23 protein-coding genes are annotated in these 20,197 nt (G+C 64.7%); 12 read left to right on the top strand and 11 right to left on the bottom strand.

The genetic code is table 11. The features are described 5' to 3' along the window. Positions 1 to 16 precede the first annotated feature (16 nt). Positions 17 to 1,969, bottom strand: a complete 1,953-nt coding sequence (locus ACIQYU_RS19350) for an FAD-dependent oxidoreductase (protein WP_207835082.1) — start codon at positions 1,967 to 1,969, stop codon at positions 17 to 19. Positions 1,970 to 2,145: 176 nt separating this feature from the next. Between ACIQYU_RS19350 and ACIQYU_RS19345 the strand changes: the two genes are divergently transcribed. Beyond that, complete coding sequence (locus ACIQYU_RS19345) at positions 2,146 to 3,189, top strand: ABC transporter substrate-binding protein (RefSeq protein WP_207835073.1); 1,044 nt, start codon at positions 2,146 to 2,148, stop codon at positions 3,187 to 3,189. Between the two features lie 23 nt (positions 3,190 to 3,212). After that, positions 3,213 to 3,968: a class II aldolase/adducin family protein gene (locus ACIQYU_RS19340; protein WP_207835071.1), complete on the top strand. Its 756-nt coding sequence runs from the start codon at positions 3,213 to 3,215 to the stop codon at positions 3,966 to 3,968. A gap of 84 nt (positions 3,969 to 4,052) precedes the next feature. Here the strand turns inward: ACIQYU_RS19340 and ACIQYU_RS19335 are convergent, their stop codons facing one another. Beyond that, positions 4,053 to 5,450, bottom strand: coding sequence for a cytosine permease (locus ACIQYU_RS19335; RefSeq protein ID WP_233687419.1), 1,398 nt, complete (start codon positions 5,448 to 5,450; stop codon positions 4,053 to 4,055). 235 nt (positions 5,451 to 5,685) lie between these two features. On the opposite strand from ACIQYU_RS19335, the gene ACIQYU_RS19330 reads away from it, so the two are divergent. The 4 genes from ACIQYU_RS19330 (at position 5,686) to ACIQYU_RS19315 (ending at position 7,801) form a co-directional block, all read left to right on the top strand. Further along, positions 5,686 to 6,570: an EamA family transporter gene (locus ACIQYU_RS19330; protein ID WP_233687418.1), complete on the top strand. Its 885-nt coding sequence runs from the start codon at positions 5,686 to 5,688 to the stop codon at positions 6,568 to 6,570. Between the two features lie 130 nt (positions 6,571 to 6,700). Then, complete coding sequence (locus tag ACIQYU_RS19325; protein ID WP_207835052.1) at positions 6,701 to 7,021, top strand: YbjQ family protein; 321 nt, start codon at positions 6,701 to 6,703, stop codon at positions 7,019 to 7,021. Positions 7,022 to 7,160: 139 nt separating this feature from the next. Beyond that, on the top strand, positions 7,161 to 7,349 hold the full coding sequence (locus ACIQYU_RS19320; protein ID WP_003253897.1) for a hypothetical protein: 189 nt from the start codon (positions 7,161 to 7,163) through the stop codon (positions 7,347 to 7,349). 140 nt (positions 7,350 to 7,489) lie between these two features. Beyond that, complete coding sequence (locus ACIQYU_RS19315; RefSeq protein WP_343582637.1) at positions 7,490 to 7,801, top strand: hypothetical protein; 312 nt, start codon at positions 7,490 to 7,492, stop codon at positions 7,799 to 7,801. 46 nt (positions 7,802 to 7,847) lie between these two features. Here the strand turns inward: ACIQYU_RS19315 and ACIQYU_RS19310 are convergent, their stop codons facing one another. Both ACIQYU_RS19310 and ampC read right to left on the bottom strand, forming a co-directional pair. After that, positions 7,848 to 8,180 (bottom strand): hypothetical protein, encoded by a 333-nt coding sequence (locus ACIQYU_RS19310; protein ID WP_003253895.1) that lies wholly within the window; start codon positions 8,178 to 8,180, stop codon positions 7,848 to 7,850. 301 nt (positions 8,181 to 8,481) lie between these two features. Then, positions 8,482 to 9,624, bottom strand: coding sequence for a class C beta-lactamase (gene ampC, locus ACIQYU_RS19305; RefSeq protein WP_402801556.1), 1,143 nt, complete (start codon positions 9,622 to 9,624; stop codon positions 8,482 to 8,484). 119 nt (positions 9,625 to 9,743) lie between these two features. On the opposite strand from ampC, the gene ACIQYU_RS19300 reads away from it, so the two are divergent. Further along, complete coding sequence (locus tag ACIQYU_RS19300) at positions 9,744 to 10,733, top strand: bile acid:sodium symporter family protein (RefSeq protein ID WP_207835046.1); 990 nt, start codon at positions 9,744 to 9,746, stop codon at positions 10,731 to 10,733. A 139-nt stretch (positions 10,734 to 10,872) separates the two neighbouring features. Here ACIQYU_RS19300 and ACIQYU_RS19295 read toward each other — a convergent pair whose 3' ends face one another. Next, on the bottom strand, positions 10,873 to 11,466 hold the full coding sequence (locus tag ACIQYU_RS19295) for a DUF4157 domain-containing protein (protein ID WP_402801552.1): 594 nt from the start codon (positions 11,464 to 11,466) through the stop codon (positions 10,873 to 10,875). Next, complete coding sequence (locus ACIQYU_RS19290) at positions 11,453 to 12,016, bottom strand: TetR/AcrR family transcriptional regulator (RefSeq protein WP_241106634.1); 564 nt, start codon at positions 12,014 to 12,016, stop codon at positions 11,453 to 11,455. The genes ACIQYU_RS19295 and ACIQYU_RS19290 overlap by 14 nt, the downstream gene beginning before the upstream one ends. A gap of 89 nt (positions 12,017 to 12,105) precedes the next feature. Between ACIQYU_RS19290 and ACIQYU_RS19285 the strand changes: the two genes are divergently transcribed. Beyond that, complete coding sequence (locus tag ACIQYU_RS19285; RefSeq protein WP_207835040.1) at positions 12,106 to 12,837, top strand: SDR family oxidoreductase; 732 nt, start codon at positions 12,106 to 12,108, stop codon at positions 12,835 to 12,837. Between the two features lie 29 nt (positions 12,838 to 12,866). After that, complete coding sequence (locus ACIQYU_RS19280; RefSeq protein WP_207835027.1) at positions 12,867 to 13,478, top strand: 2-hydroxychromene-2-carboxylate isomerase; 612 nt, start codon at positions 12,867 to 12,869, stop codon at positions 13,476 to 13,478. A 94-nt stretch (positions 13,479 to 13,572) separates the two neighbouring features. Here the strand turns inward: ACIQYU_RS19280 and ACIQYU_RS19275 are convergent, their stop codons facing one another. The 4 genes from ACIQYU_RS19275 to ACIQYU_RS19260 all read right to left on the bottom strand — a co-directional run bounded on the left by ACIQYU_RS19275 (position 13,573) and on the right by ACIQYU_RS19260 (position 17,073). Further along, the gene (locus ACIQYU_RS19275) at positions 13,573 to 14,118 is read right to left on the bottom strand and encodes a cupin domain-containing protein (protein ID WP_046616603.1); all 546 of its coding nucleotides are present in this window, start codon (positions 14,116 to 14,118) and stop codon (positions 13,573 to 13,575) included. Positions 14,119 to 14,199: 81 nt separating this feature from the next. After that, positions 14,200 to 15,405 (bottom strand): MFS transporter, encoded by a 1,206-nt coding sequence (locus tag ACIQYU_RS19270; RefSeq protein WP_241106635.1) that lies wholly within the window; start codon positions 15,403 to 15,405, stop codon positions 14,200 to 14,202. An 85-nt stretch (positions 15,406 to 15,490) separates the two neighbouring features. Continuing rightward, positions 15,491 to 16,024: a cytochrome b gene (locus ACIQYU_RS19265; protein WP_241106636.1), complete on the bottom strand. Its 534-nt coding sequence runs from the start codon at positions 16,022 to 16,024 to the stop codon at positions 15,491 to 15,493. Then, positions 16,021 to 17,073, bottom strand: a complete 1,053-nt coding sequence (locus ACIQYU_RS19260; RefSeq protein WP_207835130.1) for a catalase family peroxidase — start codon at positions 17,071 to 17,073, stop codon at positions 16,021 to 16,023. The genes ACIQYU_RS19265 and ACIQYU_RS19260 overlap by 4 nt, the downstream gene beginning before the upstream one ends. Before the next feature lie 124 nt (positions 17,074 to 17,197). On the opposite strand from ACIQYU_RS19260, the gene ACIQYU_RS19255 reads away from it, so the two are divergent. After that, complete coding sequence (locus ACIQYU_RS19255; RefSeq protein ID WP_233694185.1) at positions 17,198 to 17,719, top strand: sigma-70 family RNA polymerase sigma factor; 522 nt, start codon at positions 17,198 to 17,200, stop codon at positions 17,717 to 17,719. After that, the gene (locus tag ACIQYU_RS19250; RefSeq protein WP_207835023.1) at positions 17,716 to 18,468 is read left to right on the top strand and encodes an anti-sigma factor; all 753 of its coding nucleotides are present in this window, start codon (positions 17,716 to 17,718) and stop codon (positions 18,466 to 18,468) included. Before ACIQYU_RS19255 ends, ACIQYU_RS19250 begins: the two co-directional genes overlap by 4 nt. 118 nt (positions 18,469 to 18,586) lie before the next feature. On the opposite strand, the gene xthA is transcribed toward ACIQYU_RS19250, so the two are convergent. Next, positions 18,587 to 19,399, bottom strand: coding sequence for an exodeoxyribonuclease III (gene xthA / locus ACIQYU_RS19245; RefSeq protein ID WP_063914848.1), 813 nt, complete (start codon positions 19,397 to 19,399; stop codon positions 18,587 to 18,589). Between the two features lie 133 nt (positions 19,400 to 19,532). Between xthA and ACIQYU_RS19240 the strand changes: the two genes are divergently transcribed. Next, positions 19,533 to 20,183, top strand: a complete 651-nt coding sequence (locus ACIQYU_RS19240) for an N-acetyltransferase (RefSeq protein ID WP_196188811.1) — start codon at positions 19,533 to 19,535, stop codon at positions 20,181 to 20,183. The last annotated feature ends 14 nt before the right edge of the window (positions 20,184 to 20,197 follow it).

The raw sequence follows: 20,197 nt of genomic DNA, 5'->3' as shown, positions 1-20,197 counted from the left end.
TGCAGTATGTACAGCCTCAGAGCGCCCAGGCAACCGTCAGGCCATCATGAATCGCTTCTTCGACGGTACGCGGCGCCAGGCAGTCGCCAACGCGGCGCACCTCCACCAGGCCAGCCAGCTCCATGGCCAGGCGGTCTTCCGGTTGATGGCCCAGGCACAGTACCAGGGTGTCGATGCCTTCGAAGATCATCGGTTCGCCGCTGGCGGTGTGCTGCAGGTACACCGTGTTGTCGTCGCTGCCATACAGGCGGGCATAGGGTGTGATGGGGATGCCCAGGCGATGCAGCTCGCCGGCCAGTTGGTCGCGCACGTACAGCGGCAGGCTTTCGCCGCAATGGGTGCCATTGACCGCCAGTTGTACCTGGTGGCCTTCGCGCACCAGGCGTTCGGCGATGCCTGGGCCGATCCAGTCGCAGCGCCAGTCGATCACCAGCACCGAGCGCCCCGGTTTTGCTTCATTGCGCAGTATTTGCCAGGCATCCACTACCTGTAGATCACCGGTACGCTCGAACGCCGGCCAGTAGGGGGTGGCACCGGTGGCCGCGATCACCAGGTCGGGGCGTTCACGCGCGACCAGTGCGCGGTCGACCCGGGTGTTGCGCACCACTTCCACGCCCGCCAGGGCCATTTCCCGTTGCAGGTTGGTACTGGCGCCACCGAACTCGCTGCGCCGTGGCAGCAACTGGGCCAGCAGCACCTGGCCGCCGAGCTGCGGGCCCGCTTCGTACAGCGTGACCTGATGCCCGCGCGCAGCGGCTACTGCGGCGGCTTTCATGCCGGCGGGCCCGCCACCGGCCACGAGAATACGTTTGGGATGGGGGGTGGGTGTCAGCTGCCCGTACTGCAACTCGCGGCCGGTTTCCGGCCGCTGGATGCAGGAAATGGGCAGGCCACGGTGGAAATGGCCGATGCAGGCCTGGTTGCAGGCAATGCAGGCACGTACGTCCTCGACCTGGCCCTGCTCGGTCTTGTTCGGCATCTGCGGGTCGCAGATCAGCGCACGGGTCATGCCGCAGACATCGGCCTGGCCACGGGCCAGGATCAGTTCGGCTTCCTGTGGCTGGTTGATACGGCCGGTGACGAACAGCGGGATATCCAGGTGTTGCTTGAAGGTGCCGGCCTCACGGGCCAGGTATGCCGGCTCGATGGCCATCGGCGGCACGATATGCACCGCGCCGCCCAGGGACGCCGACGTGCCGGCAACAATGTGCAGGTAATCGAGCTGGCCCTGCAGGGCAACCGCTGCGGCCAGCGACTCGTCCTCGCTCAGCCCCTGGCTGTCGCGCTCGTCGGCACTGATGCGCAGGCCGATGATGAACTGCTCGTCGGTGGCCGCGCGTACGGCGGCCAGCACTTCGCGCAGGAACCGCAGGCGCTGCTCCAGTTCACCGTTGTAGCCGTCTGTGCGCTGGTTTACCCGCGGGTTGAGGAACTGCGCAGGCAGGTAGCCATGGCTGGCCACCACTTCAACGCCATCCAGCCCGGCCTGGTGCAGGCGGCGTGCAGCGCTGGCATAGCCCTGAACGATCTCGTCGATCATTGCCTGGTCCAGTGCGCGCGGCATCACCCGGAAGCGTTCATTGGGCACCGCGGATGCCGAGTAGGCCACCGCCAGCAAGCCGTCCGCCGATTCCATGATCTCCCGCCCAGGGTGGAACAGTTGCGACAGCACCACGGTGCCATGCTCATGGCAGGCCTCGGCAAGCTGGCGGTAGCCCTCGATGCAGGCATCGTCGGTGGCCATCAGCACATGCGAGGTGTAGCGGGCGCTGTCATGAACCCCGGCCACCTGCAGCACGATCAGGCCGACGCCACCGGCAGCGCGGGCGCGCTGGTAGGCGATGAGCTTGTCGTTGACCAGGTTGTCGGTGGGCAGGCAGGTGTCGTGGCCGGTGGACATGATGCGGTTTTTCAAGCGTTTGCCGCGGATCTGCAAGGCGTCGAACAGGTGAGGGAAGGCGGTCTGCATACAGGCGGCTCCGGTGCGGTGTTGTTCTTGTTTTGTTATGAAAGTGTAGCTCCAGTAAAAAATCAACTTGTTTTTTTACTGCTCGGCGACTAGGTTTTTCTCACCCTCGTGGCGAGGGCGTGACCTCACTACAACAAGAAAACGGGCCCCTCGGGCACCGGCAGGAGGCAACTACGATGCAGGTATTCCCACGTGTAAGCGGCTTTTGCGCAGCGTTGCTGGCCATGGGCCTGGGCAGTGCGCAAGCGGCACCGCAGATGGTCGTGGTCGGCTACGGTGGTGCAGGCCAGAAAGCCCAGGACGAGGCGATCTTCAAGCCGTTCAGTGCCCAGGATGGCAGCAAGCTGATCCAGAGCGAGTACAACGGTGAAATGGCGCGGATCCAGGTAATGGCAGATACCGGCAATGTCGACTGGGACGTGGTGCAGATCGAAGGGCCTGACCTGATGCGCGGCTGCGACGAGGGTATTTACGAGCAGCTGGACTGGCAGCGCCTGGGGCACGCGGGCGAACTGATTGCCGATGCTGCGCAGGCCTGTGGCTCGGCCGCGCTGGTATGGAGCGTGGCCATCGCCTATGACCGCAGCAAGCTGGCCCAGGCGCCGGCGTCGTGGGCCGACTTCTGGGACGTGAACAAGTACCCGGGCAAGCGCGGCCTGCGCAAGCGTGCGGTGTACAACCTGGAGTTCGCCCTGATGGCCGACGGGGTCAAGGTCGAGGATGTGTACCAGGTGCTGGCCACGCCGGCCGGGGTCGAGCGTGCTTTTGCCAAACTCGGCGAACTGAAGCCGTATATCCAGTGGTGGGACGCCGGCGCCCAGCCTGCCCAGTGGCTGGCGGCGGGTGACGTGGTGATGACCTCGACCTACAGCGGGCGCATCGCCGTGGCGGCTCAACAGGGCAGCCCGCTGGCGGTGGTCTGGCCTGGCAGCCTGTATGGCATGGATTACTGGGCGATCATCAAGGGCTCGCGGCATGTCGACCAGGCCAAGCGGCTGATCGCCTATGCCAACCAGCCGGATACCCAGGTGCGCTATGTGGAGCAGATTCCGTATGGGCCGACCAACACCCGGGCGGCAGCGAAGCTTGACCCGTCCTTGGCCAGTTGGGTGCCTACTTCGCCGCAAAACCTGCAAGGGGCGTTGGCGATGAATGTGGAATTCTGGGTCGACCATGGAGAAGAGCTGGAGCAGCGCTTCAATGCGTGGGCCAGCAAGTAGCTTTCTGCACAGGGACAACGATGATGAACGCTACGGAACAAAGCCTGCGCCAGGAGCTGGCCGCCTGCTATCGACTGATCGCCCATTTGCGCATGAGCGACCTGATCTTCACCCATGTTTCCCTGCGCCTGCCGGGGCCGCAACATCACTTCCTGATCAACCCGTACGGCCTGTTGTTCGATGAGATCACGGCCTCGAGCCTGGTGAAGATCGACCTGCAGGGCCGGCCGGTCGAACCGACGCCGCACCCGGTCAACCCGGCCGGTTTCGTCATTCACAGTGCCATCCACGCCGCCCGCGAGGATGCCCATTGCGTGCTGCATACCCACACCCGGGCAGGTTGCGCAGTGGCCGCGCTGGAGTGCGGGCTGCTACCGCTCAACCAGATGTCCATGGAGTTTTACGGCAAGGTGGCGTACCACGCCTACGAAGGGATTGCGCTGGACATGGATGAGCAGCAACGCCTGGTGACCGACCTGGGCGACAAGCCGGTGATGATCCTGCGCAACCATGGTCTGCTGACCACCGGGCGCAGCGTGGCCGAAGCGTTCCTGCGCATGTACTACCTGGAGAAGGCCTGCGAGATCCAGTTGGCGGCACAGAGTGCCGGGCAGGTGATTTTACCGCCCGCCGAAGTGTGTACGCATACCGAGCGGCAGTTCAATGATCCGGGGCGGGGCTTGAAGCAGGGCGAGCTGACGGATCCGGATGCGCTGCAGCTGGCGTGGGCGGCGTTGTTGCGGATGCTGGAGCGAGTCGCGCCGGACTATCGTCGTTGACATTGGCGCGCTCGCGGTGAAAGCCGTCTTGCCCTCGCATCGCGCTTGCGAGGGCAAGACGTTTCTACGCTGTCGGCGAGGGGCTTAGCGGAGCTCAGGCACGATCATCGCTGCCGGTGCCTCTTGCGCCCGCCGCCGTGCCACCCAGTAGTACAGCACGCTCGGCACTACCAGGCCGATCAGCCACGAGATATCCACACCGCCCAGGTGCGCGACCAGCGGCCCTGTGTACAGTTTGGTGTCGATGAACGGCATCTGTATCAACACGCCCACCGTGTAGACGATGATTCCTGGCCAGTTCCAGCGGCCGTATCGGCCCTGCGGGTCGGCAAGGGCGGGGATGTCGTATCGCTCCTTGGTGATGAAGTAGTAGTCGACCAGGTTGACCGCGCTCCACGGCACAAAGAACGTCAGCAGGAAGAGGATGAAGGATTTGAACGCGCTGAGAAACGAATGCTGGCCAAGCAAAGCCACCAGGGTGGCGGCGCCGACGATGCCCAGCACGAACAGCAGGCGCTGTGCACGGCTGATCGCCAGGTGGCCACGGAAGCCGCTGATGATGGTGGCAATGCACATGAAGCTGCCATAGGAATTCAGCGTCGAGATGGTCACCTTGCCAAAGGCGATGCAGAAATACAGCAGCGCTGCGGTGCTGCCGGCGCCACCCAGGCCGACGATGTAGGCCACTTCGTGACCGGAGAACCGGGCACCGGCGATGGCGGCGGCGAACACCCCGAGGATCATTGACGCCTGGGCGCCGATCACCGAACCCAGACCCGCGGCGAGGAAGGTTTTGAGTGGTGACGTGTTACTGGGCAGGTAGCGCGAGTAGTCGGCCACATAGGGGCCGAAGGCGATCTGCCAGGACGCCGCCAGCGATACGGCGAGCAGGAACGATGCCCAACTGAAGTGGCGATTGTCGAGTAACTGCCCGATGTCGGCCAGCAGCATGATGCGACTGAACAGGTAGACGAAGGCGATGATGCCCAGCACGCTGGCGACTCGGCCGATCCAGTGGATCACCCGGTATCCGGCCAGGGTGGCGAGCACGATTATGCTGGCGAACATCAGGATGCCGGTGCTGTCGCTGACGTTGAGCAACTGGCCGATCGCCTGTCCGGAGAGCACCGTGCCGGTGGCGGTGAAGCCCAGGTACATCAGGCATACCAGCACCATCGGGATGGCCGCGCCGTAGACACCGAACTGCACGCGGCTGGAAATCATCTGCGGCAGCCCCAGACGAGGGCCCTGAGCGGCATGGAGGGCCATGACCGCGCCGCCGATCACTTGACCGAGCAGCAGGCCGATCAGCGACCAGAACACATCGCCACCGAGCACCACGGCCAGGGCGCCGGTCACGATCGCCGTGATTTGCAAGTTGGCGCCGAGCCACAGGGTGAACTGACTGTACACGCGTCCATGGCGTTCAGTCTCGGGGATGTAGTCGATCGAGCGCCGCTCGAGTACGGGTTTGCTGGACATACAGTGGCTCCGCTTCATTGTTCTTGTCTAAGCGAGTCAGTCATCGGCGGGGACGCGAGGCGGATGACCTGGTCATCATGTGAGCATGTATATACAAGTCGGGTCAAGCAGTGTGTTGGGAGTTGAACAGTGTGCTGTTGCGCAATGATCGGCGGCAACTGTGCTGGTCCCTGGCAACGAAATAACCTTATGCTGTAACGAAATATGTCTAGAAAACCTGAAGAAGGAAGCTGCAATGCCACTCAAGGACCTGCTCATCGCGCTGGTGGTGATTGTCGCGTGGGGAGTCAACTTCGTGGTCATCAAGGTTGGCCTCGATGGCTTGCCGCCGATGTTGCTGGGGGCATTGCGCTTCTTGTTGGTGGCGTTTCCGGCGATCTTGCTGGTCAAGCGGCCGAAGCTGCCCTGGCGCTGGCTGATCGCCTACGGTGCGACCATTTCGCTGGGCCAGTTCGCGTTCCTGTTCCAGGCCATGTACAGCGGCATGCCGCCAGGGCTGGCCTCGCTGATCCTGCAGTCGCAGGCGTTCTTCACCCTGGGTTTCGCCGCACTGTTCCTCGGTGAGCGGCTGCGCCTGGCCAGCGTGCTGGGGCTGCTGGTAGCGGCCAGTGGCCTGGCGCTTATCGGCAGCGAAGACGGTGGCCATGTGCCGATGCTGGCGCTGGTGCTGACCCTGTGTGGCGGCGCCATGTGGGGCTTGGGCAACATCATTACCCGGCGCTTTGGCTCGGTTGACCTGGTGGCGCTGGTGATTTGGGGCGGGCTGATCCCGCCACTGCCGTTCCTGGCACTCTCCTGGTGGCTGGAAGGGCCAGAGCGCATTGGCCATGCCCTGGCCAATATCAGCTGGAGTTCGGTATTGGCCCTGGCCTACCTGGCGTTTGTCGCCACCATGCTCGGCTACAGCCTGTGGAGCAAACTGCTGTCGCGCCACCCGGCCGGCAAGGTGGCGCCATTCTCGCTGCTGGTGCCAGTGATTGGCCTGAGTTCGTCGGCGTTGTTGCTGGGCGAGCGTTTGACTGCAACCCAGGGTTGGGGCGCCTTGCTGGTAATGGCCGGGTTGCTGGTGAACGTGTTCGGCGCCCGCATTGGCCAGCGGCTACGCGCGGTCAGCGCGTAGTTGTCCCCTTCAAGCACAGCCTGACTGAAAATCTGAAAAACTGCGCGCTCCCGCAATGGAGGCGTATCCGCGAGGGGAATTGCGCTCTGTTAGAATCGGCCTTTTTTGCCAGGCCAATGGAGTGCACCCCATGATCATTTCCACCACCAGCCAGCTCGAAGGCCACCCGATTGCCGAATACCTGGGCGTGGTCAGTTCCGAATCGGTGCAGGGCATCAACTTCGTGCGCGATTTCTTTGCACGTTTTCGCGACTTCTTCGGCGGCCGTTCGCAAACCCTGGAAAGCGCACTGCGCGAAGCGCGGGAACAGGCCACCGAAGAACTGAAGGCGCGGGCACGCCAGTTGCAAGCCGATGCGGTAGTGGGGGTGGATTTCGAGATCAGCATGCCGTCGGTACAGGGCGGCATGGTCGTGGTATTTGCTACCGGCACGGCGGTGCGCCTGAAGTAGAGCGTTCTGCCGCTGGTCGGGTCCAGGGCATCAGCCTGGGCGGTCTGCAAATGACCAGCTAGTCTCACTTTCACTGGTCGCGTTTACCTGGGCAACTGTTCTGGTTGCCGGCGCGTCCGCCACTGGAGGGAGACAGGGCATGAGCGAATCCTTTTTCGAAGACCTGAACGACGCGTTCCCGATCAACAGCCAGGTGCGTTGCGGCCAAGCGGCATTCCGCCTGGGCTTCGCCCACATGACGCTGGATGATTCCGAACAGCTCCAGCCTGCACACCTGCAGCGCAGTAAAAAAGGCCGCTTCATGCCGCGGGTTCCGCTGAAGAAGTGATCCCGCTCCAGCACAACCCCGCCGAATGGCGGGGTTTTTATTGCCATTTCTTGATCCGCCTCATGGCATTGTCGGGTAGCGCTCGCAGGATGGCCAAGGCTGTGGTTTTCTGGCGCGGCATTCCAGCAACGGAGGATTGAATGCGCATGCGAGTCAGGGAAGAGACCTATTGGCAGTGGGCCGACGCCCAGCTGCACAGCCGCTGCCACGACGAAGCACTCAGTGACGGTACCACCCTGGACGTGCAGGTTCGCTTGTCGCGCCTGGGGGCGACCCAACTGTTCCTGGGGCTGTATGCCGGGGATGGGCGGGCACTGCTGGAGGAGTACTACCCCGCACGGCCAGGCGAGACCATGACCCGCGCCCTGGTGTGGGGTGTTGACCGCGCCCGGGCGATGGCAACCGGCGCCTTGCCGCTGCCGGAACGCCCCAGCCAGCGGCGCCAGGCATGAAAAAGCCCGGCCTATGCGGGCCGGGCTCAGGTAAGGGTGGGAACCCTCAGTTGAGCGGTTCGATCACCTTGACTGCCTGCTGCTCACGGGCAGCGGGCCATTCTTGTTGCAGGGTCTGCAGGACGCGGCCAACGAACTCGGTGTCGGCGGCGGCCTTCTTGCCGACGTAGCCTTGGCCACGGCGGTAGACCTTGAAGCGGGCACGCATGCTGGGCAGGTGCTCTTCGAATTCATCTTCGACGGTGTTCGGTGGCAGGCGGTCGAGGCGCACTTCACCGGTCTGGCTGACCCACAGCAAATGGTCGTCAAGGCTGTCCTTGCGCACGGCGAACAGCTGGGCCAATTGGTCGATAGTCGGATTGTTGTTCAAGTTCATCATAAAGCCCCCATTACCCATTCATAGGTGATTTTTCACAGTTGGCGCTACCACGGTGTAGCGCTCTACCAAGGCTGCTACAGCAGCATCGCAACAGGGGCTTTCTCACGCTGCCTTTTGGACAGTTTCCCTCTCCACGGACGGCCTGCGTTACCGCGCAGGCCGTCTGGAACACCCTTGCCACCGCTCCCGATCGGGGAGACGGCTTCATCATGCCCAAGGGCGATGAACGGCGTCAACCGTTTTGTAGTGAATATTTTTTCTCACTACATTCTGTCGTTTTGTTCGACAATCGTTGCCGGCACTACAGCCCGGACAGAATGTCGAAGGCTGCGCGCACCCGGGCTTCGTTCGGGTAATTTCGGTTGGCCAGCAACACCACGGCCAGTTGTTCGGCGGGCACGAAGGCGGCGTAGGCGCCGAAACCATTGGTCGAGCCGGTCTTGTTGTACCAGGCTGCCGACAGCGCAGGCTGGGCGGGTTGCAGCCGCGTGGTTGCCTGCGGTTCACGGATAAGCTGCGGGCCATTGCCATCTACCAAGGTGCTTAGCGTGACCGGGTAGGGGTAGCGCTCCCAACCCAGGCCCTGGGTCATGGCGCCGACCTGGAAGTAGCCCTGCCGGGTAATGGCCGTGGCTTGCACCAGCGCCGGGGGCAGGCCCTCCGGCTGCATGTGCAGGCGCACATAGCGCAGCAGGTCGCTGGCGCTGGTCTTGATGCCGTAGGCTTCGTCGGCGTAAGGGCCGGGGCTGACACGCACTGGCTTGTCGTCAGCGTCGTAACCTTGGGCGTACAGCCCCTGGGCGCTCGCCGGGACCTGCAGATAGGTGTTTTCCAGGCCCATCTGTTTCAGCAGGCCCTCGCTCATCAGTGTGGAAAACGGCTGATGTTGCGCGCGGGCGGCCAGGTCGCCGAACAAACCCAGGCTAGGGTTGGAGTAGCAGCGCTGGGTGCCTGGTTTGGCGCGGGGTTGCCAGTGGCGGAAGAAATCGACCACTTGCTGCGGTGTCTGTACCGCATCCGGGAATTGCAACGGCAGGCAGTCGGCACTGTAGGCGCCCAGCTCCAGCACGCTCGCGTCGCCGATGGATGTGCCGGCAAGGGCTGGGTGATAGCGCTTGGCCGGAGCATCGAGGTCCAGCTTGCCTTCGGCACTGGCCAGTGCGGCCAGGGTGGCGGTGTAGGTCTTGCTCAGCGAACCGATCTCGAACAGCGTGTCGCGGCTGACCGGCACATTGTCGGCCTTGCTGGCCACGCCATAGCTGAAGTAGTGCGCGTGGTCGCGAGCATAGATCGCCACGGCCATGCCGGTGATGCCTTGCTCCTGCATCAGCGGGCGGATGATCTGGTCGACCTTGGCCTGCAACCGGTCATTGGCGTGGGCGGCACTGTGGCCCAAGGTGAGGGTGAGGGCGGCAGCAAGTGCAGCCAGGCGGGAGAGGGGCATGGGCGGGTCCTGTGCTGGAGCGTGTCCGTTGAGCGATACCGGTGGGGGTTCCGGCGTTAGCGGCGAAAAGCCGAAGACCTTATCGTCTGCCCTTGCACAATGACAAGACGGAAACTGTGATGAAGTATTTGCGCATGTTATTCGACAATTTCACCCTGGCCTTGCTCGGGGTGGTGCTGATAGCCACCGTGCTGCCTTGCTCGGGCGACGGCGCGGTGTATTTCGGTTGGCTGACCAACCTGGCCATCGGCCTGCTGTTCTTCCTGCACGGCGCCAAGCTGTCGCGCGAGGCGATCATCGCCGGTGCCGGGCACTGGCGCCTGCATTTGCTGGTGTTTTCCTGCACCTTCGTGCTGTTCCCGCTGCTGGGCCTGGCGTTCAAGCCGCTGTTCGTGCCGTTGGTGGGCAACGAACTGTACCTGGGCGTGCTCTACCTGTGTGCGTTGCCGGCCACCGTGCAATCGGCCATCGCCTTCACCTCGCTGGCGCGTGGTAATGTGCCAGCGGCCATTTGCAGCGCGGCGGCATCCAGCCTGCTGGGCATCTTCCTCACGCCGTTGCTGGTGATGATGTTGCTGGGGGCCAGCGGTGATACCGGTTCTGGCCTGGATGCAGTGCTGAAGATCACCCTGCAGCTGCTGGTGCCGTTCGTGGCCGGGCAGGTCGCCCGGCGCTGGATCGGCGCCTGGGTCAAGCGCAATGCGCGCTGGCTCAAGGTGGTGGACCAGGGCTCGATCCTGCTGGTGGTCTACACCGCGTTCAGCGAGGCGGTGGTTACCGGGCTGTGGCACACGGTATCGCCGCAGCACCTGGCCGGGTTGTTTGCCGTGTGCGGGATATTGCTGGCGGTGGTGCTGTTCGGTACCCGGCTGCTCGGCAAGCTGCTGGGCTTTGACCTGGAGGACCGCATTACCATCCTGTTCGCCGGTTCGAAGAAGAGCCTGGCCACTGGCGTTCCCATGGCCCAGGTACTGTTCGTCGGCAGTGGCATAGGTGCGATGATCCTGCCGCTGATGCTGTTCCATCAGATCCAGCTGATGGTTTGTGCGGTGCTGGCGCAGCGTTATGCCAGCCGTGAGCAGGTGGCTGAAGAAGCTTCGGCGGCGTAACGGTTGTGGGAGCGGCCTTGTGTCGCGAAAGGGCCGCAAAGCGGCCCCTGCAATATATGCCCCACGCCGAACTCAGGGGGCTGCTGCGCAGCCCTTTCGCGACACAAGGCCGCTCCCACAGGGTAAAGCGCCGCTGCTACTATCTCGCCTGCCCTGAACCACGCTCGCGCAGCGCCTTGCTGACCTCGGCCTCGATCTTGTAGGCCGGCGCTTCCAGGTCGTCGTAGTTGCGCGTATAGCGCCGGGCGAACTCTTCCACACCCAACTGCTGATACTGCTGCACATGCTTGAGCTCGTGGGCCCACAACGCCACGTTGTCCTCGGCATCGGCGGGGCGGCGGAAGATGATCGTGTCGATCAGCGTCACGGCGTTCACGTCGGGGTTCTGCAGCAGCGCATTGGCCGCGCTCATCTGCTGTTCGTCACCTACCCGGAAGCGTGCCACGTCGAGTACGGCAAAGTCGTACCAGGGTTCGAGTTGCGCGCGGATATGCAACGGGATCGGCTCGACGCCGCTGGCAGTGGCTTCGTCGCGTGCCTGGTGCAAGGCGTAGGTCAGGCTGGACGAAGCCAGCACTTCCACGTCCTTGAAAATCTGCCCGGCTTGCCCGGGGTCGATGGGCGCACAGAAACACCCCATCAGGCACACCTGGTACTGCCCTGGCGGGCAGGCCTGTTCGGCGAGGGCAGGCAGGGCCAGCAGCAGCCCCAGCAGGAGGCTAATCCGCTTCATGCAGGGCCTTCTCGACGAAGTGGCGGCTGGCGTCCAGTACCTGCGACTGCACGCTTTCTGTGGCCAGCATGCGCCCGACCAGCAAGGCGCCGACGCACTGACTGATCAGCACCCAGGCCAACTCGTCGTCCTCCAGGGTCGCGCTCCAGGCCCGGTGCAGTTCCACCAGCCAATGCTCGGCCACCGCGCGCACGGGGGCTTGGGCCCGGGCAATCTCCACTCCCAACGGCGGCAGCGGGCAGCCACCTTCGGCATTGTGCAGGTGGGCCAGGCTCAGGTACTGCTGCAGGCAACGGCCCAGGCGTTCGCGGCTGGCCGCCTGGTTGGCCAGGCGCGCCAGCGGGCTGTTGCACAGTTCCTGCCGCACTACCTCGGTGAACAGGTCGTCCTTGGACGGGAAGTGGTTGTAGAAGGCGCCACCGGTCAGGCCGATTGCCTTCATCAGCCCGGCCACACCGGTGCTGGAAAACCCCCCTCGTTTGGCCAGCGCGCCGCTGCTGGCCAGCAACCGCTGACGGGTTTGCTGCTTGTGTTCGTTGGTGTAGCGCATTCACTTGCCTCTGCAGGCGGGCTTGACGGTGGCGGCGATCATAACATAGCGTTCGTTTACTAAACGATCATTTACCTATGGAGGCAGGCATGGCAGAACAACAAAAAGTAGTGCTGGTGATAGGTGCGGGGGATGCCACCGGTGGCGAGATCGCCAAGCGCTTTGCCCGCGAGGGCTACATTGCCTGTGTGACCCGGCGCCAGGCTGACAAGTTGCAGCCGCTGCTGGACGAAATCCGCGCTGCCGGCGGCCAGGCCCACGGTTTTGGCTCCGATGCGCGCAAGGAGGAGGAGGTGGCCGCGCTGGTCGAAACCATCGAGCGTGATATCGGCCCGATCGAAGCATTTGTGTTCAATATCGGCGCCAATGTGCCCTGTAGCATTCTTGAGGAAACCCCGCGCAAATACTTCAAGATCTGGGAGATGGCCTGTTTTGCCGGTTTCCTTACCGCTCAGGCGGTGGCCCGGCGCATGGTCCAGCGCGAGCGCGGCACCATTCTGTTCACCGGTGCCACCGCCGGCACCCGTGGCGCGGCGGGCTTTGCGGCTTTCGCCGGGGCCAAGCACGCCTTGCGCGCCCTGGCCCAGAGCATGGCACGCGAACTGGGGCCGCGGAACATCCATGTCGCCCATGTGGTGGTGGACGGGGCTATCGACACTGCTTTCATTCGTGACAGTTTCCCTGACCGCTACGCCCTCAAGGACCAGGATGGCATCCTCGCCCCGGCCCACATCGCCGACAGCTACTGGTTCCTGCACGCCCAGCCCCGCGACGCCTGGACTTTCGAGCTGGACCTGCGCCCCTGGATGGAACGCTGGTAAACCCCTTTCACCGAGCAAGGACCGTAACCATGCACAAGACTGTCGATTTCTTTTTTGACCTGGGCAGCCCGGCCAGCTACCTGGCATGGACCCGACTGCCTGGCCTGTGTGCCCGCCAGGGTGCCACGCTGCGCTACCGGCCGATGCTGCTGGGCGGGGTTTTCCAGGCCACCGGCAACGCCTCGCCGGTCATGATTCCGGCCAAGGGTCGTTACATGTTCACCGACCTGGCGCGCTTCGCCGCGCGCTATGGGGTTCCGTTCGAGTTGCCGCCGGGTTTCCCGGTCAATACCTTGACCCTGATGCGCGGGGCAATGGGCACCCAGCTGCGTTCGCCGGAACGGTTCGAGGCGTTAGTGGCGGTGCTGTTCAACGGGCTGTTTGTGCAGCGCCGTAACCTGGGCGATAGCGCCGTCCTCGACGAGACGCTCAGCCAGGGCGGCTTCGACCCGCAAGCATTTCGCGCGCTGGCGGGTGATGACGAGGTGAAGGCTGCGCTCAGGCACGCGACCGAAGAGGCAGTGGGGCGCGGGGTGTTTGGCGCGCCGACCTGCTTCGTCGGTGACGAGATGTTCTTCGGCCAGGACCGCCTGGACTTTGTCGAAGAGGCTCTGCGTCAGGGCGCCGGCAGCCCCACCTGAATGCGCGCTCCCACAGGGTTGGCGCTTTACCTGTGGGGGCGGCTTTAGCCGCGAACACCGGCGAAGCCGGTGCCATCCCCCACGCATGAAGCAATCAGAAGTTAGCCGGGGTGTTGGCGCTGATGATCTCGGCCTCGTCCGGGCCGATGTTCTTGAAACTGTGCGGCAGGGTAGTGGGAATGTAGTACCCGTCGCCCGAGTTGAGCACGCTCACCTGGCCATCGACCCACAACTCGACGGTGCCGCGGGTGACCAGGCCACACTCTTCACCCTCGGCATGCACGATCGGTTCGCCCGAATCGGCACCCGGTGCATACAGCTCACGCAGCATGCGCATCTGCCGGCCTTCGACACTGGCTCCGACCAGCAGCATACGCAGGCCGTTGCGGCCCAGGTCTGGTTGTTCGCTGCCACGGAACACGTAGCGCTCTTCGCGCACCGGCTCGTCGAAGCTGAAGAACTCCGCCAGGCTCATCGGAATGCCTTCGAGCAGTTTTTTCAGGGAGCTGACCGAAGGGCTGACGCGATTCTGCTCGATCTGTGAGATCGTCGAATTGGTCAGCCCGCTGCGGCGGGCCAGTTCCCGTTGGGAGAGGTTGTTGCGTTCACGCACCAGTTTGAGTCGCGTCCCCGTGTCCATAGCCGCCTTGTAATCAGAGGTGTCAAAAATAATGAGCGATGCGCATTAAAACACACTCTGCACACTTGCGCGCTGTGCTTGTCAGGCCCGCTGATCGCGCGGTATCGGCCATAACCCGACCAGCAGCAACAGCGCTGCCACCGCCAGGAATGGCAAGCGTGGATCGATGGCATATACCAGGGTGCCGGCCAGTGGTCCGATCACTGCGCCCATGCCTTGGGCAGCACCGATGGAGCCGGCCGTGGCGCCTTGCTCGGAGGCGTGCATGGCATTGGCTGCCAGCGCCGAAAACGCCGGGAAGACAAAGCCCATGCCCGCCGCCGCGACGAAGTAGCAAGCCCACAGCCAGGGTGCCGTGGTGGCGAGCGAGCCGCAGGCAAAGCCCAAGGCCGACACCGTGGCGCCGACCCGGATCATCTTCAGCGGCGGCCATTCCAGCTGGCGCAGCAGCACCTGTGCCAGGATCAGTGCCACGCCCACCGTGGTCAGGGCGATGCCGGCGGCCTGGGCCGCTTGGGCCGGGCCCAGGTGCAGGCGGTCGAGGGCGAAGAAACCGACGATGATCTGTGACACCGTGACGCTGAGCATGGCGCTGAACGCCACCAGCAAGGGCCGGCGCAGGCGCGGGTCGTTCAGCCGCACCGGGCTGGGGGCATGGCTGTGCGGCAGCGCCTGCGGCTTGAGGGTGAACAGCAGGACCAGGAAGGCACTGGCTGGCAGCAGCGACATGATATGGAACGGCAGGCTCAGGCTATGCCGCGCCAGCAGCGCCGCCAGCGCCGGCCCCACCACCAGGCCAACGGCGTTGGCCGCCCCCAGCGAGGCCATGGCCCGGGCCCGGCGTTGCGGTTCGACATGGTCGGCGATCAGCGCATTGCAGCCCACCGGAATGGCCGCATAGAAGGCGCCGATGCAGCCGCGCGCGACCATCAGGCCGATGAAGGCAAGGCTCGCCCCCGGCAGCCAGCGCAGTGCGCCTTCGACGAACAGGCATAGCAGCCAATAGGCCAGGGTGAAGCCGGCGCTGCCCAGCAGCAGGATGCGCCGACGGCCCAGGCGGTCCGCCGCGCGCCCCCAGGGCCGGGCCAGCAGCACCCAGACCACGCCCGCCACGGTAACGGCGGCACCGGCTTGCCAGGTGGCCATGCCGAGCTGACGGGCGATCGGGCCGATCAGGGCGACGAAGGCCATCATCGACATGGTACAGGCCATGTTGGCCAGCAGCAGGGGACGCAGGTCCAGGGTGCTGGCGGGGGTAAGGGTGGCAGGATCCTTTGCGACGTTCATAGGGCAGTCCAGGGCGGTGCGGCAAATAAAAAGCCGAAAATGATAAGAACTATTATCGATTGTCGAGGCCCTGGGTTGCCGAGCGTCATTCGCTGCGGCGCAGTGGGCCTGGCCACATGCTACGCAACACGCCGTCGTGGCGCACCCACCCGTGCATCAAGGCCGCGCCCACATGCACCAGCACCGTGGCGAACAGCAGGTAGCCAGCCCAGCCATGGGCCTGGCGCAGCACGGCGTACAACTGCAGGTCATGGGGGGCGATGGCCGGTAAACCCAACGGGCGTGGGTAGCCACCGGCCGACAGCATGGCCCAGCCCAGCAGCGGCATGGCCAGCATCAGGCCATAGAGCAGCAGGTGCGAGGCCCCGGCGGCCCAGCGCTGCAGTGTGGGCAGGTCGTGCGGCAGGGGCGGGTGGGGCAGGGCCAGGCGTACGCCGATGCGCAGCAACACCAGTACCAGCAGGGCCAGGCCGGTGGCCTTGTGCAGCCCGATCAGCACGGGGTGGCGTGGCGACAGGTCGGCGACCATGCTCACACCGATGAACAACATGGCCAGGATCAGCACGGCCATCAGCCAGTGCAACAGGCGGGCAAGGGGGTGGAAGGTGTCGGTTTTCATGGGCGGGCTCCGGTGCCGAGCGATTCGCGGCTGCGGCGGTTGAAGGATTCTGAGTAGGCGGCCGAACGGGCCGCGAGGATTGGGTCGGCGGAGGCCTGGATGCCCCGGGGCAGGATCAGCGGGTCGAAGTTGAGGTCGCGGCAGGCCCCTTGCTCGGGGCCGTCGACCTGCTCCAGCACCAGCGTGCCGGCGTCCACGCTGCGCCGTTCGGCAGGCCAGGGTCTGGCAGGGTCGTCCACCGCATCGCCAGGCTCCGCCAGCACCAGGCGCAGCGTCCAGCGCAGCGGGCCTTGGGCCAGGCGTTGCTGCAGGTCGTGCTGCAGGAACTGTTTGTCATCGACTTGGGCAGGCAGGGCGGCAAACGCCGTTTGCGGCTCCAGTTGCCAACGCACCGGGTGGGCCGCACCGCTTGCGTCGATCAGGCGGAAGGCGTTGATGCTGTGGTATTGCGTGCTGGCGAAACTGTTGCTGGGCGTGTAGCCCGCCGCCCACTGGCGAAACGCCGCGCTTTCCGGGTGGGCGGCGAAAAATGCCTGCAGTTTGCCCGGGTCCGGTTTGCCGGTGGCCGGGTCTGGTGCTCCCGCCAGTACCTGCTCATAGAAGGCTTGCGGCGTGCTTACCGCCAGCACCGGTGGGTTGTTCATGCCAGTACGCCAGACCTGCCCGTCGTCGGTGCTCAGCTCGATGGCCAGGCTGCGCACCGGTATGCCGGTGTCCGGCGCGAACGGGTTGGCGCCGCCAATGGCGAAGCGGCCGATCACTGGCACCCGCGGCTGGCTGAACGCCCGCGCCGTGGACAGACTGGCGGCCTGCCCGCTGGGCTGGAAGTAGCCGCTGACGCACAGGCCCTTGGCGTGGTTTTTCCGGTAACCCGGGTAATGCCCGGCCTGGGCTTCGAAGGTGTCGATGATGCGCTGTGGGGTCAGGCGGGTTTCGCCAAACCAGCCGGCGGCATAGGCAAAGCCGGCGCCCGCGGCCAGCATCACGGCGCCGATGGCGGCCAGGCGCAGGGCCTTGGCCGGGCCGTGCAGGGGTGAGTTCATGGTGATTGTCCGGTTCAGTGAAGGTGCCGGTACGACGGTGCAGGGAAAAACTTATTCCCTTTTCGGGAATAGAATTTCCTCACAGGCGTCAGCCTTTTACACTGACAACCCCAGAGGCCGGGACTTTGCCATGCATGATCTGGACGACCACCAGTGGCGCGAGCTACTGGCCCGCCTGCGCCGCTTTGCCGTGTGGCTGACCCGCGAGCCGGGCAGTGCCGACGACCTGGTGCAGGCCGCGGTCGAGCGGGCCTTGAGCCGGCGCGACCAGCAACGCGACGCCGATGCACTGCGGGCCTGGCTGTTCACCATCCTTTATCGGCTTTTCCTCGACGGTAAGCGCCGCGAGCGCCTGCATGCGCGCTGGCTGTCCTGGTTCGGCCGCGGCGAGCGCGACGACGAGCCGGTTGGCGACAACCTCGAGGCCATTGTCCTGGCCCAGGCCGACCTGCAGGCTTTCGCCCGGCTCACGGCAGAACAGCGTGCGTTGCTGCTGCTGGTCAGCATCGAAGGTTTGAGCTACAAGGAGGCCGCCCAGGCCCTGGGTATCCCTATCGGCACTGTGATGTCGCGCCTGTCGCGCGCCCGCAATGCCTTGCGCGAACTCACCGAGGGCAGCCCCCAGCCCCCGGCCTTGCGGAGACTGAAATGACGCGCCTGATCCCCAGCGAAGACGAACTGCACGCTTATGTCGACGAGCGCCTGGAGCCTGTGCGCCGGGCCGAGGTGCAGGCCTGGCTGGCGGCCAATCCGCAGGCTGCGGCCAAGGTCGAGGGCTGGCGTGCCGATGCCCGGCGCCTGCGTGCGGCGTTGGCCGGGTTTGGCGAAGTGCCCGGGGCTGCGCAGCTGGACCTGGGGCAGTTGCGCCGGCAATTGCGCCAACGCCGCCAGCGCCGCTGGGCCACGGCGGCGGTATTGTTGTTGGCGTTGGGCGTGGGTGGCCTGGGTGGTTGGCAGGTGCGCGATGCCACCTTGGCGCGTGCCGACCTGCCGATGGCCGATGCGGTTCAGGCGCACCGCCTGTTTGCCGGCAGCGAGGCACTGGATATTCAGGCCAGCGACCCGGAGCAGTTGCGCGACTGGCTGGGGCGCCACTTCAAAAGCGTGGGCCAGTTGCCGGACCTGGCCGGCTACGGTTTCAAACCGGTGGGTGCGCGCCTGCTCAGCAATGAGCGAGGGCCGGCGGCATTGCTGGTGTTCGAGGATGGCAAGGGCCAGCGCATCAGCCTGTTCCTGCGCTCACCGGGCGATCAGTACCGGCGCATGCCTGACGGGCAGCGGGTGGATGGCCAGCTGGAGGCGCGGTACTGGTCGCATGGGGCTTACAACTTTGCGTTGGTCAGCGCAGCGGACGATGTGCGCGGGGCGGGGGTGGGGGAGGCGTTGCGGTTGGGTTTGTGAGCAGGAGGCTCAAGGGGCATGCCATGGGTCTTGTGGTGTCTGTGGGATCGAGCGCCGCCCGCGCGGCGCTCGATCCCACAGGCAACACAAGACCCAAGTCTAGTGGCTCATCCCAAATTCAGCTCAATTCCAGCCAGATCGGCGCATGGTCCGACGGCTTTTCCATCCCGCGCAGTTCATAGTCCACACCCGCCGCCTTGATCCGCGGCACCAGGTGCTGCGAGGCCATGATCAGGTCGATGCGCAGGCCGCGCTTGGGCTCGTCCTCGAAGCCGCGGCTGCGGTAGTCGAACCAGCTGAAGCGGTCGCTCACCTCCGGGTACAGGTGGCGGAAGCTGTCCACCAGGCCCCAGCCTTTCAAACGTTCCATCCACTCGCGCTCCTCCGGCAGGAAGCTGCACTTGCCGGTCTTGAGCCAGCGCTTGGCGTTGTCCGGGCCGATGCCGATGTCGCAGTCCTGCGGCGAGATATTCATGTCGCCCATCACCAGCAGTGGCTGGTCGTTGCGGAACTGGCCTTCCAGCAGCGCCTGCAGGTCGCTGTAGAAGCGCTGCTTGGCCGGGAACTTGGTGGGATGGTCACGGCTTTCACCCTGGGGGAAGTAGCCGTTCATGATGGTAATAGGGGTGCCATCGGCATCGGCGAAGGTGCCCCAGATGAAGCGGCGCTGGGCGTCTTCTTCATCGCTGGCGAAGCCCTTGTGCAGGCTCAGCGGTGCCTGGCGCGACAGCAGGGCCACGCCATAGTGGCCTTTCTGGCCGTGGTAATGCACGTGGTAGCCCAGCGCCTGCACGTCGGCCAGCGGGAACTGATCGTCGCTGACCTTGGTTTCCTGCAGGCCGATCACGTCCGGCTGGTGCTTTTCGATCAGCGCCGCCAGCTGGTGCGGGCGGGCCCGCAGGCCGTTGATGTTGAAACAGACGATCTTCATGGAAAGATAATCCCGGTAAAAGGCGCGATGCTAGCCGACATCGCTTGCCATCACCAGCATGGCGGCTTCGGGAGCCTGCTGCTAACGTCCTTGCCAGGGCACTTGTACGCCCATTCCAGGAGGACTGCCCGCAATGCCTGAAACCACTGCCGTTACGGCCCGAGTCTGCCTGCTCGATGACGGCTACAGCCGCGAGGCGCGTTCGCTGTTGTACAACGCCTACCGTCATGAACCCACCTTCGCCTATATCTTCGAGGCCCAACGCCCAGGCTATGAGCAGCGCCTGCGGGTGATGGTGCGCGAATGGGTACGCCAGCATTTCTACTTGCAGTTGCCTGCCATCGGCCTGCTGGTGGAGGACCGTCTGATCGCCCTGGCCCTGATCGTGCCGCCCCTGCGCCGGCTGGGGGTGGCCGATAGCTGGGCCTGGCGCCTGCGCATGATATTGGGTACCGGCCTGCGCTGTACGCGTCGCTACATGGACTATCAGGCCGCCCTGGCCACCTGCCTGCCCACCGATCAGGTGCATGTGCTGCCGCTGTTGGGCGTGCACCCGCAATTTCAGGGCAAGCACTACGGCGAGCAATTGTTACAAGCTGTGCATGACTGGTGCGCAGACGACCCTGGCACCCAAGGTGTGGTGCTGGACACTGGCAACGAGCACTACCTGGCCTTTTACCAGCGCCAGGGCTATGAGGAAATTGGCGAGGTAGCTGTAGGACCAATCCGGGAGAGGGTGTTCTTCCATCCCAATCCGGTCTCTTCCAATTCTGCTTTTGCCTGAGCAGACCGTGCGGC

This window comes from Pseudomonas sp. NPDC096925 (genome assembly GCF_044762545.1).
Lineage (GTDB): Bacteria > Pseudomonadota > Gammaproteobacteria > Pseudomonadales > Pseudomonadaceae > Aquipseudomonas.
The sequence above is the reverse complement of the archived record's forward strand: the minus strand, read 5'-3'. Positions and strand labels throughout refer to the sequence as shown.

Coding starts and splice junctions, on each gene's coding strand:
- ACIQYU_RS19295 (WP_402801552.1), bottom strand. CDS start 11,466: ATGAAGCGGATTAGCCTCCTGCTGGGGCTGCTGCTGGCCCTGCCTGCC.
- ACIQYU_RS19240 (WP_196188811.1), top strand. CDS start 19,533: ATGCCTGAAACCACTGCCGTTACGGCCCGAGTCTGCCTGCTCGATGAC.
- ACIQYU_RS19345 (WP_207835073.1), top strand. CDS start 2,146: ATGCAGGTATTCCCACGTGTAAGCGGCTTTTGCGCAGCGTTGCTGGCC.
- ACIQYU_RS19280 (WP_207835027.1), top strand. CDS start 12,867: ATGCACAAGACTGTCGATTTCTTTTTTGACCTGGGCAGCCCGGCCAGC.
- ACIQYU_RS19300 (WP_207835046.1), top strand. CDS start 9,744: ATGAAGTATTTGCGCATGTTATTCGACAATTTCACCCTGGCCTTGCTC.
- ACIQYU_RS19290 (WP_241106634.1), bottom strand. CDS start 12,016: ATGCGCTACACCAACGAACACAAGCAGCAAACCCGTCAGCGGTTGCTG.
- ACIQYU_RS19350 (WP_207835082.1), bottom strand. CDS start 1,969: ATGCAGACCGCCTTCCCTCACCTGTTCGACGCCTTGCAGATCCGCGGC.
- ACIQYU_RS19275 (WP_046616603.1), bottom strand. CDS start 14,118: ATGGACACGGGGACGCGACTCAAACTGGTGCGTGAACGCAACAACCTC.
- ACIQYU_RS19330 (WP_233687418.1), top strand. CDS start 5,686: ATGCCACTCAAGGACCTGCTCATCGCGCTGGTGGTGATTGTCGCGTGG.
- ACIQYU_RS19335 (WP_233687419.1), bottom strand. CDS start 5,450: ATGTCCAGCAAACCCGTACTCGAGCGGCGCTCGATCGACTACATCCCC.
- ACIQYU_RS19320 (WP_003253897.1), top strand. CDS start 7,161: ATGAGCGAATCCTTTTTCGAAGACCTGAACGACGCGTTCCCGATCAAC.
- ACIQYU_RS19315 (WP_343582637.1), top strand. CDS start 7,490: ATGCGCATGCGAGTCAGGGAAGAGACCTATTGGCAGTGGGCCGACGCC.
- xthA (WP_063914848.1), bottom strand. CDS start 19,399: ATGAAGATCGTCTGTTTCAACATCAACGGCCTGCGGGCCCGCCCGCAC.
- ACIQYU_RS19340 (WP_207835071.1), top strand. CDS start 3,213: ATGAACGCTACGGAACAAAGCCTGCGCCAGGAGCTGGCCGCCTGCTAT.
- ACIQYU_RS19325 (WP_207835052.1), top strand. CDS start 6,701: ATGATCATTTCCACCACCAGCCAGCTCGAAGGCCACCCGATTGCCGAA.
- ampC (WP_402801556.1), bottom strand. CDS start 9,624: ATGCCCCTCTCCCGCCTGGCTGCACTTGCTGCCGCCCTCACCCTCACC.
- ACIQYU_RS19250 (WP_207835023.1), top strand. CDS start 17,716: ATGACGCGCCTGATCCCCAGCGAAGACGAACTGCACGCTTATGTCGAC.
- ACIQYU_RS19255 (WP_233694185.1), top strand. CDS start 17,198: ATGCATGATCTGGACGACCACCAGTGGCGCGAGCTACTGGCCCGCCTG.
- ACIQYU_RS19285 (WP_207835040.1), top strand. CDS start 12,106: ATGGCAGAACAACAAAAAGTAGTGCTGGTGATAGGTGCGGGGGATGCC.
- ACIQYU_RS19265 (WP_241106636.1), bottom strand. CDS start 16,024: ATGAAAACCGACACCTTCCACCCCCTTGCCCGCCTGTTGCACTGGCTG.
- ACIQYU_RS19270 (WP_241106635.1), bottom strand. CDS start 15,405: ATGAACGTCGCAAAGGATCCTGCCACCCTTACCCCCGCCAGCACCCTG.
- ACIQYU_RS19310 (WP_003253895.1), bottom strand. CDS start 8,180: ATGATGAACTTGAACAACAATCCGACTATCGACCAATTGGCCCAGCTG.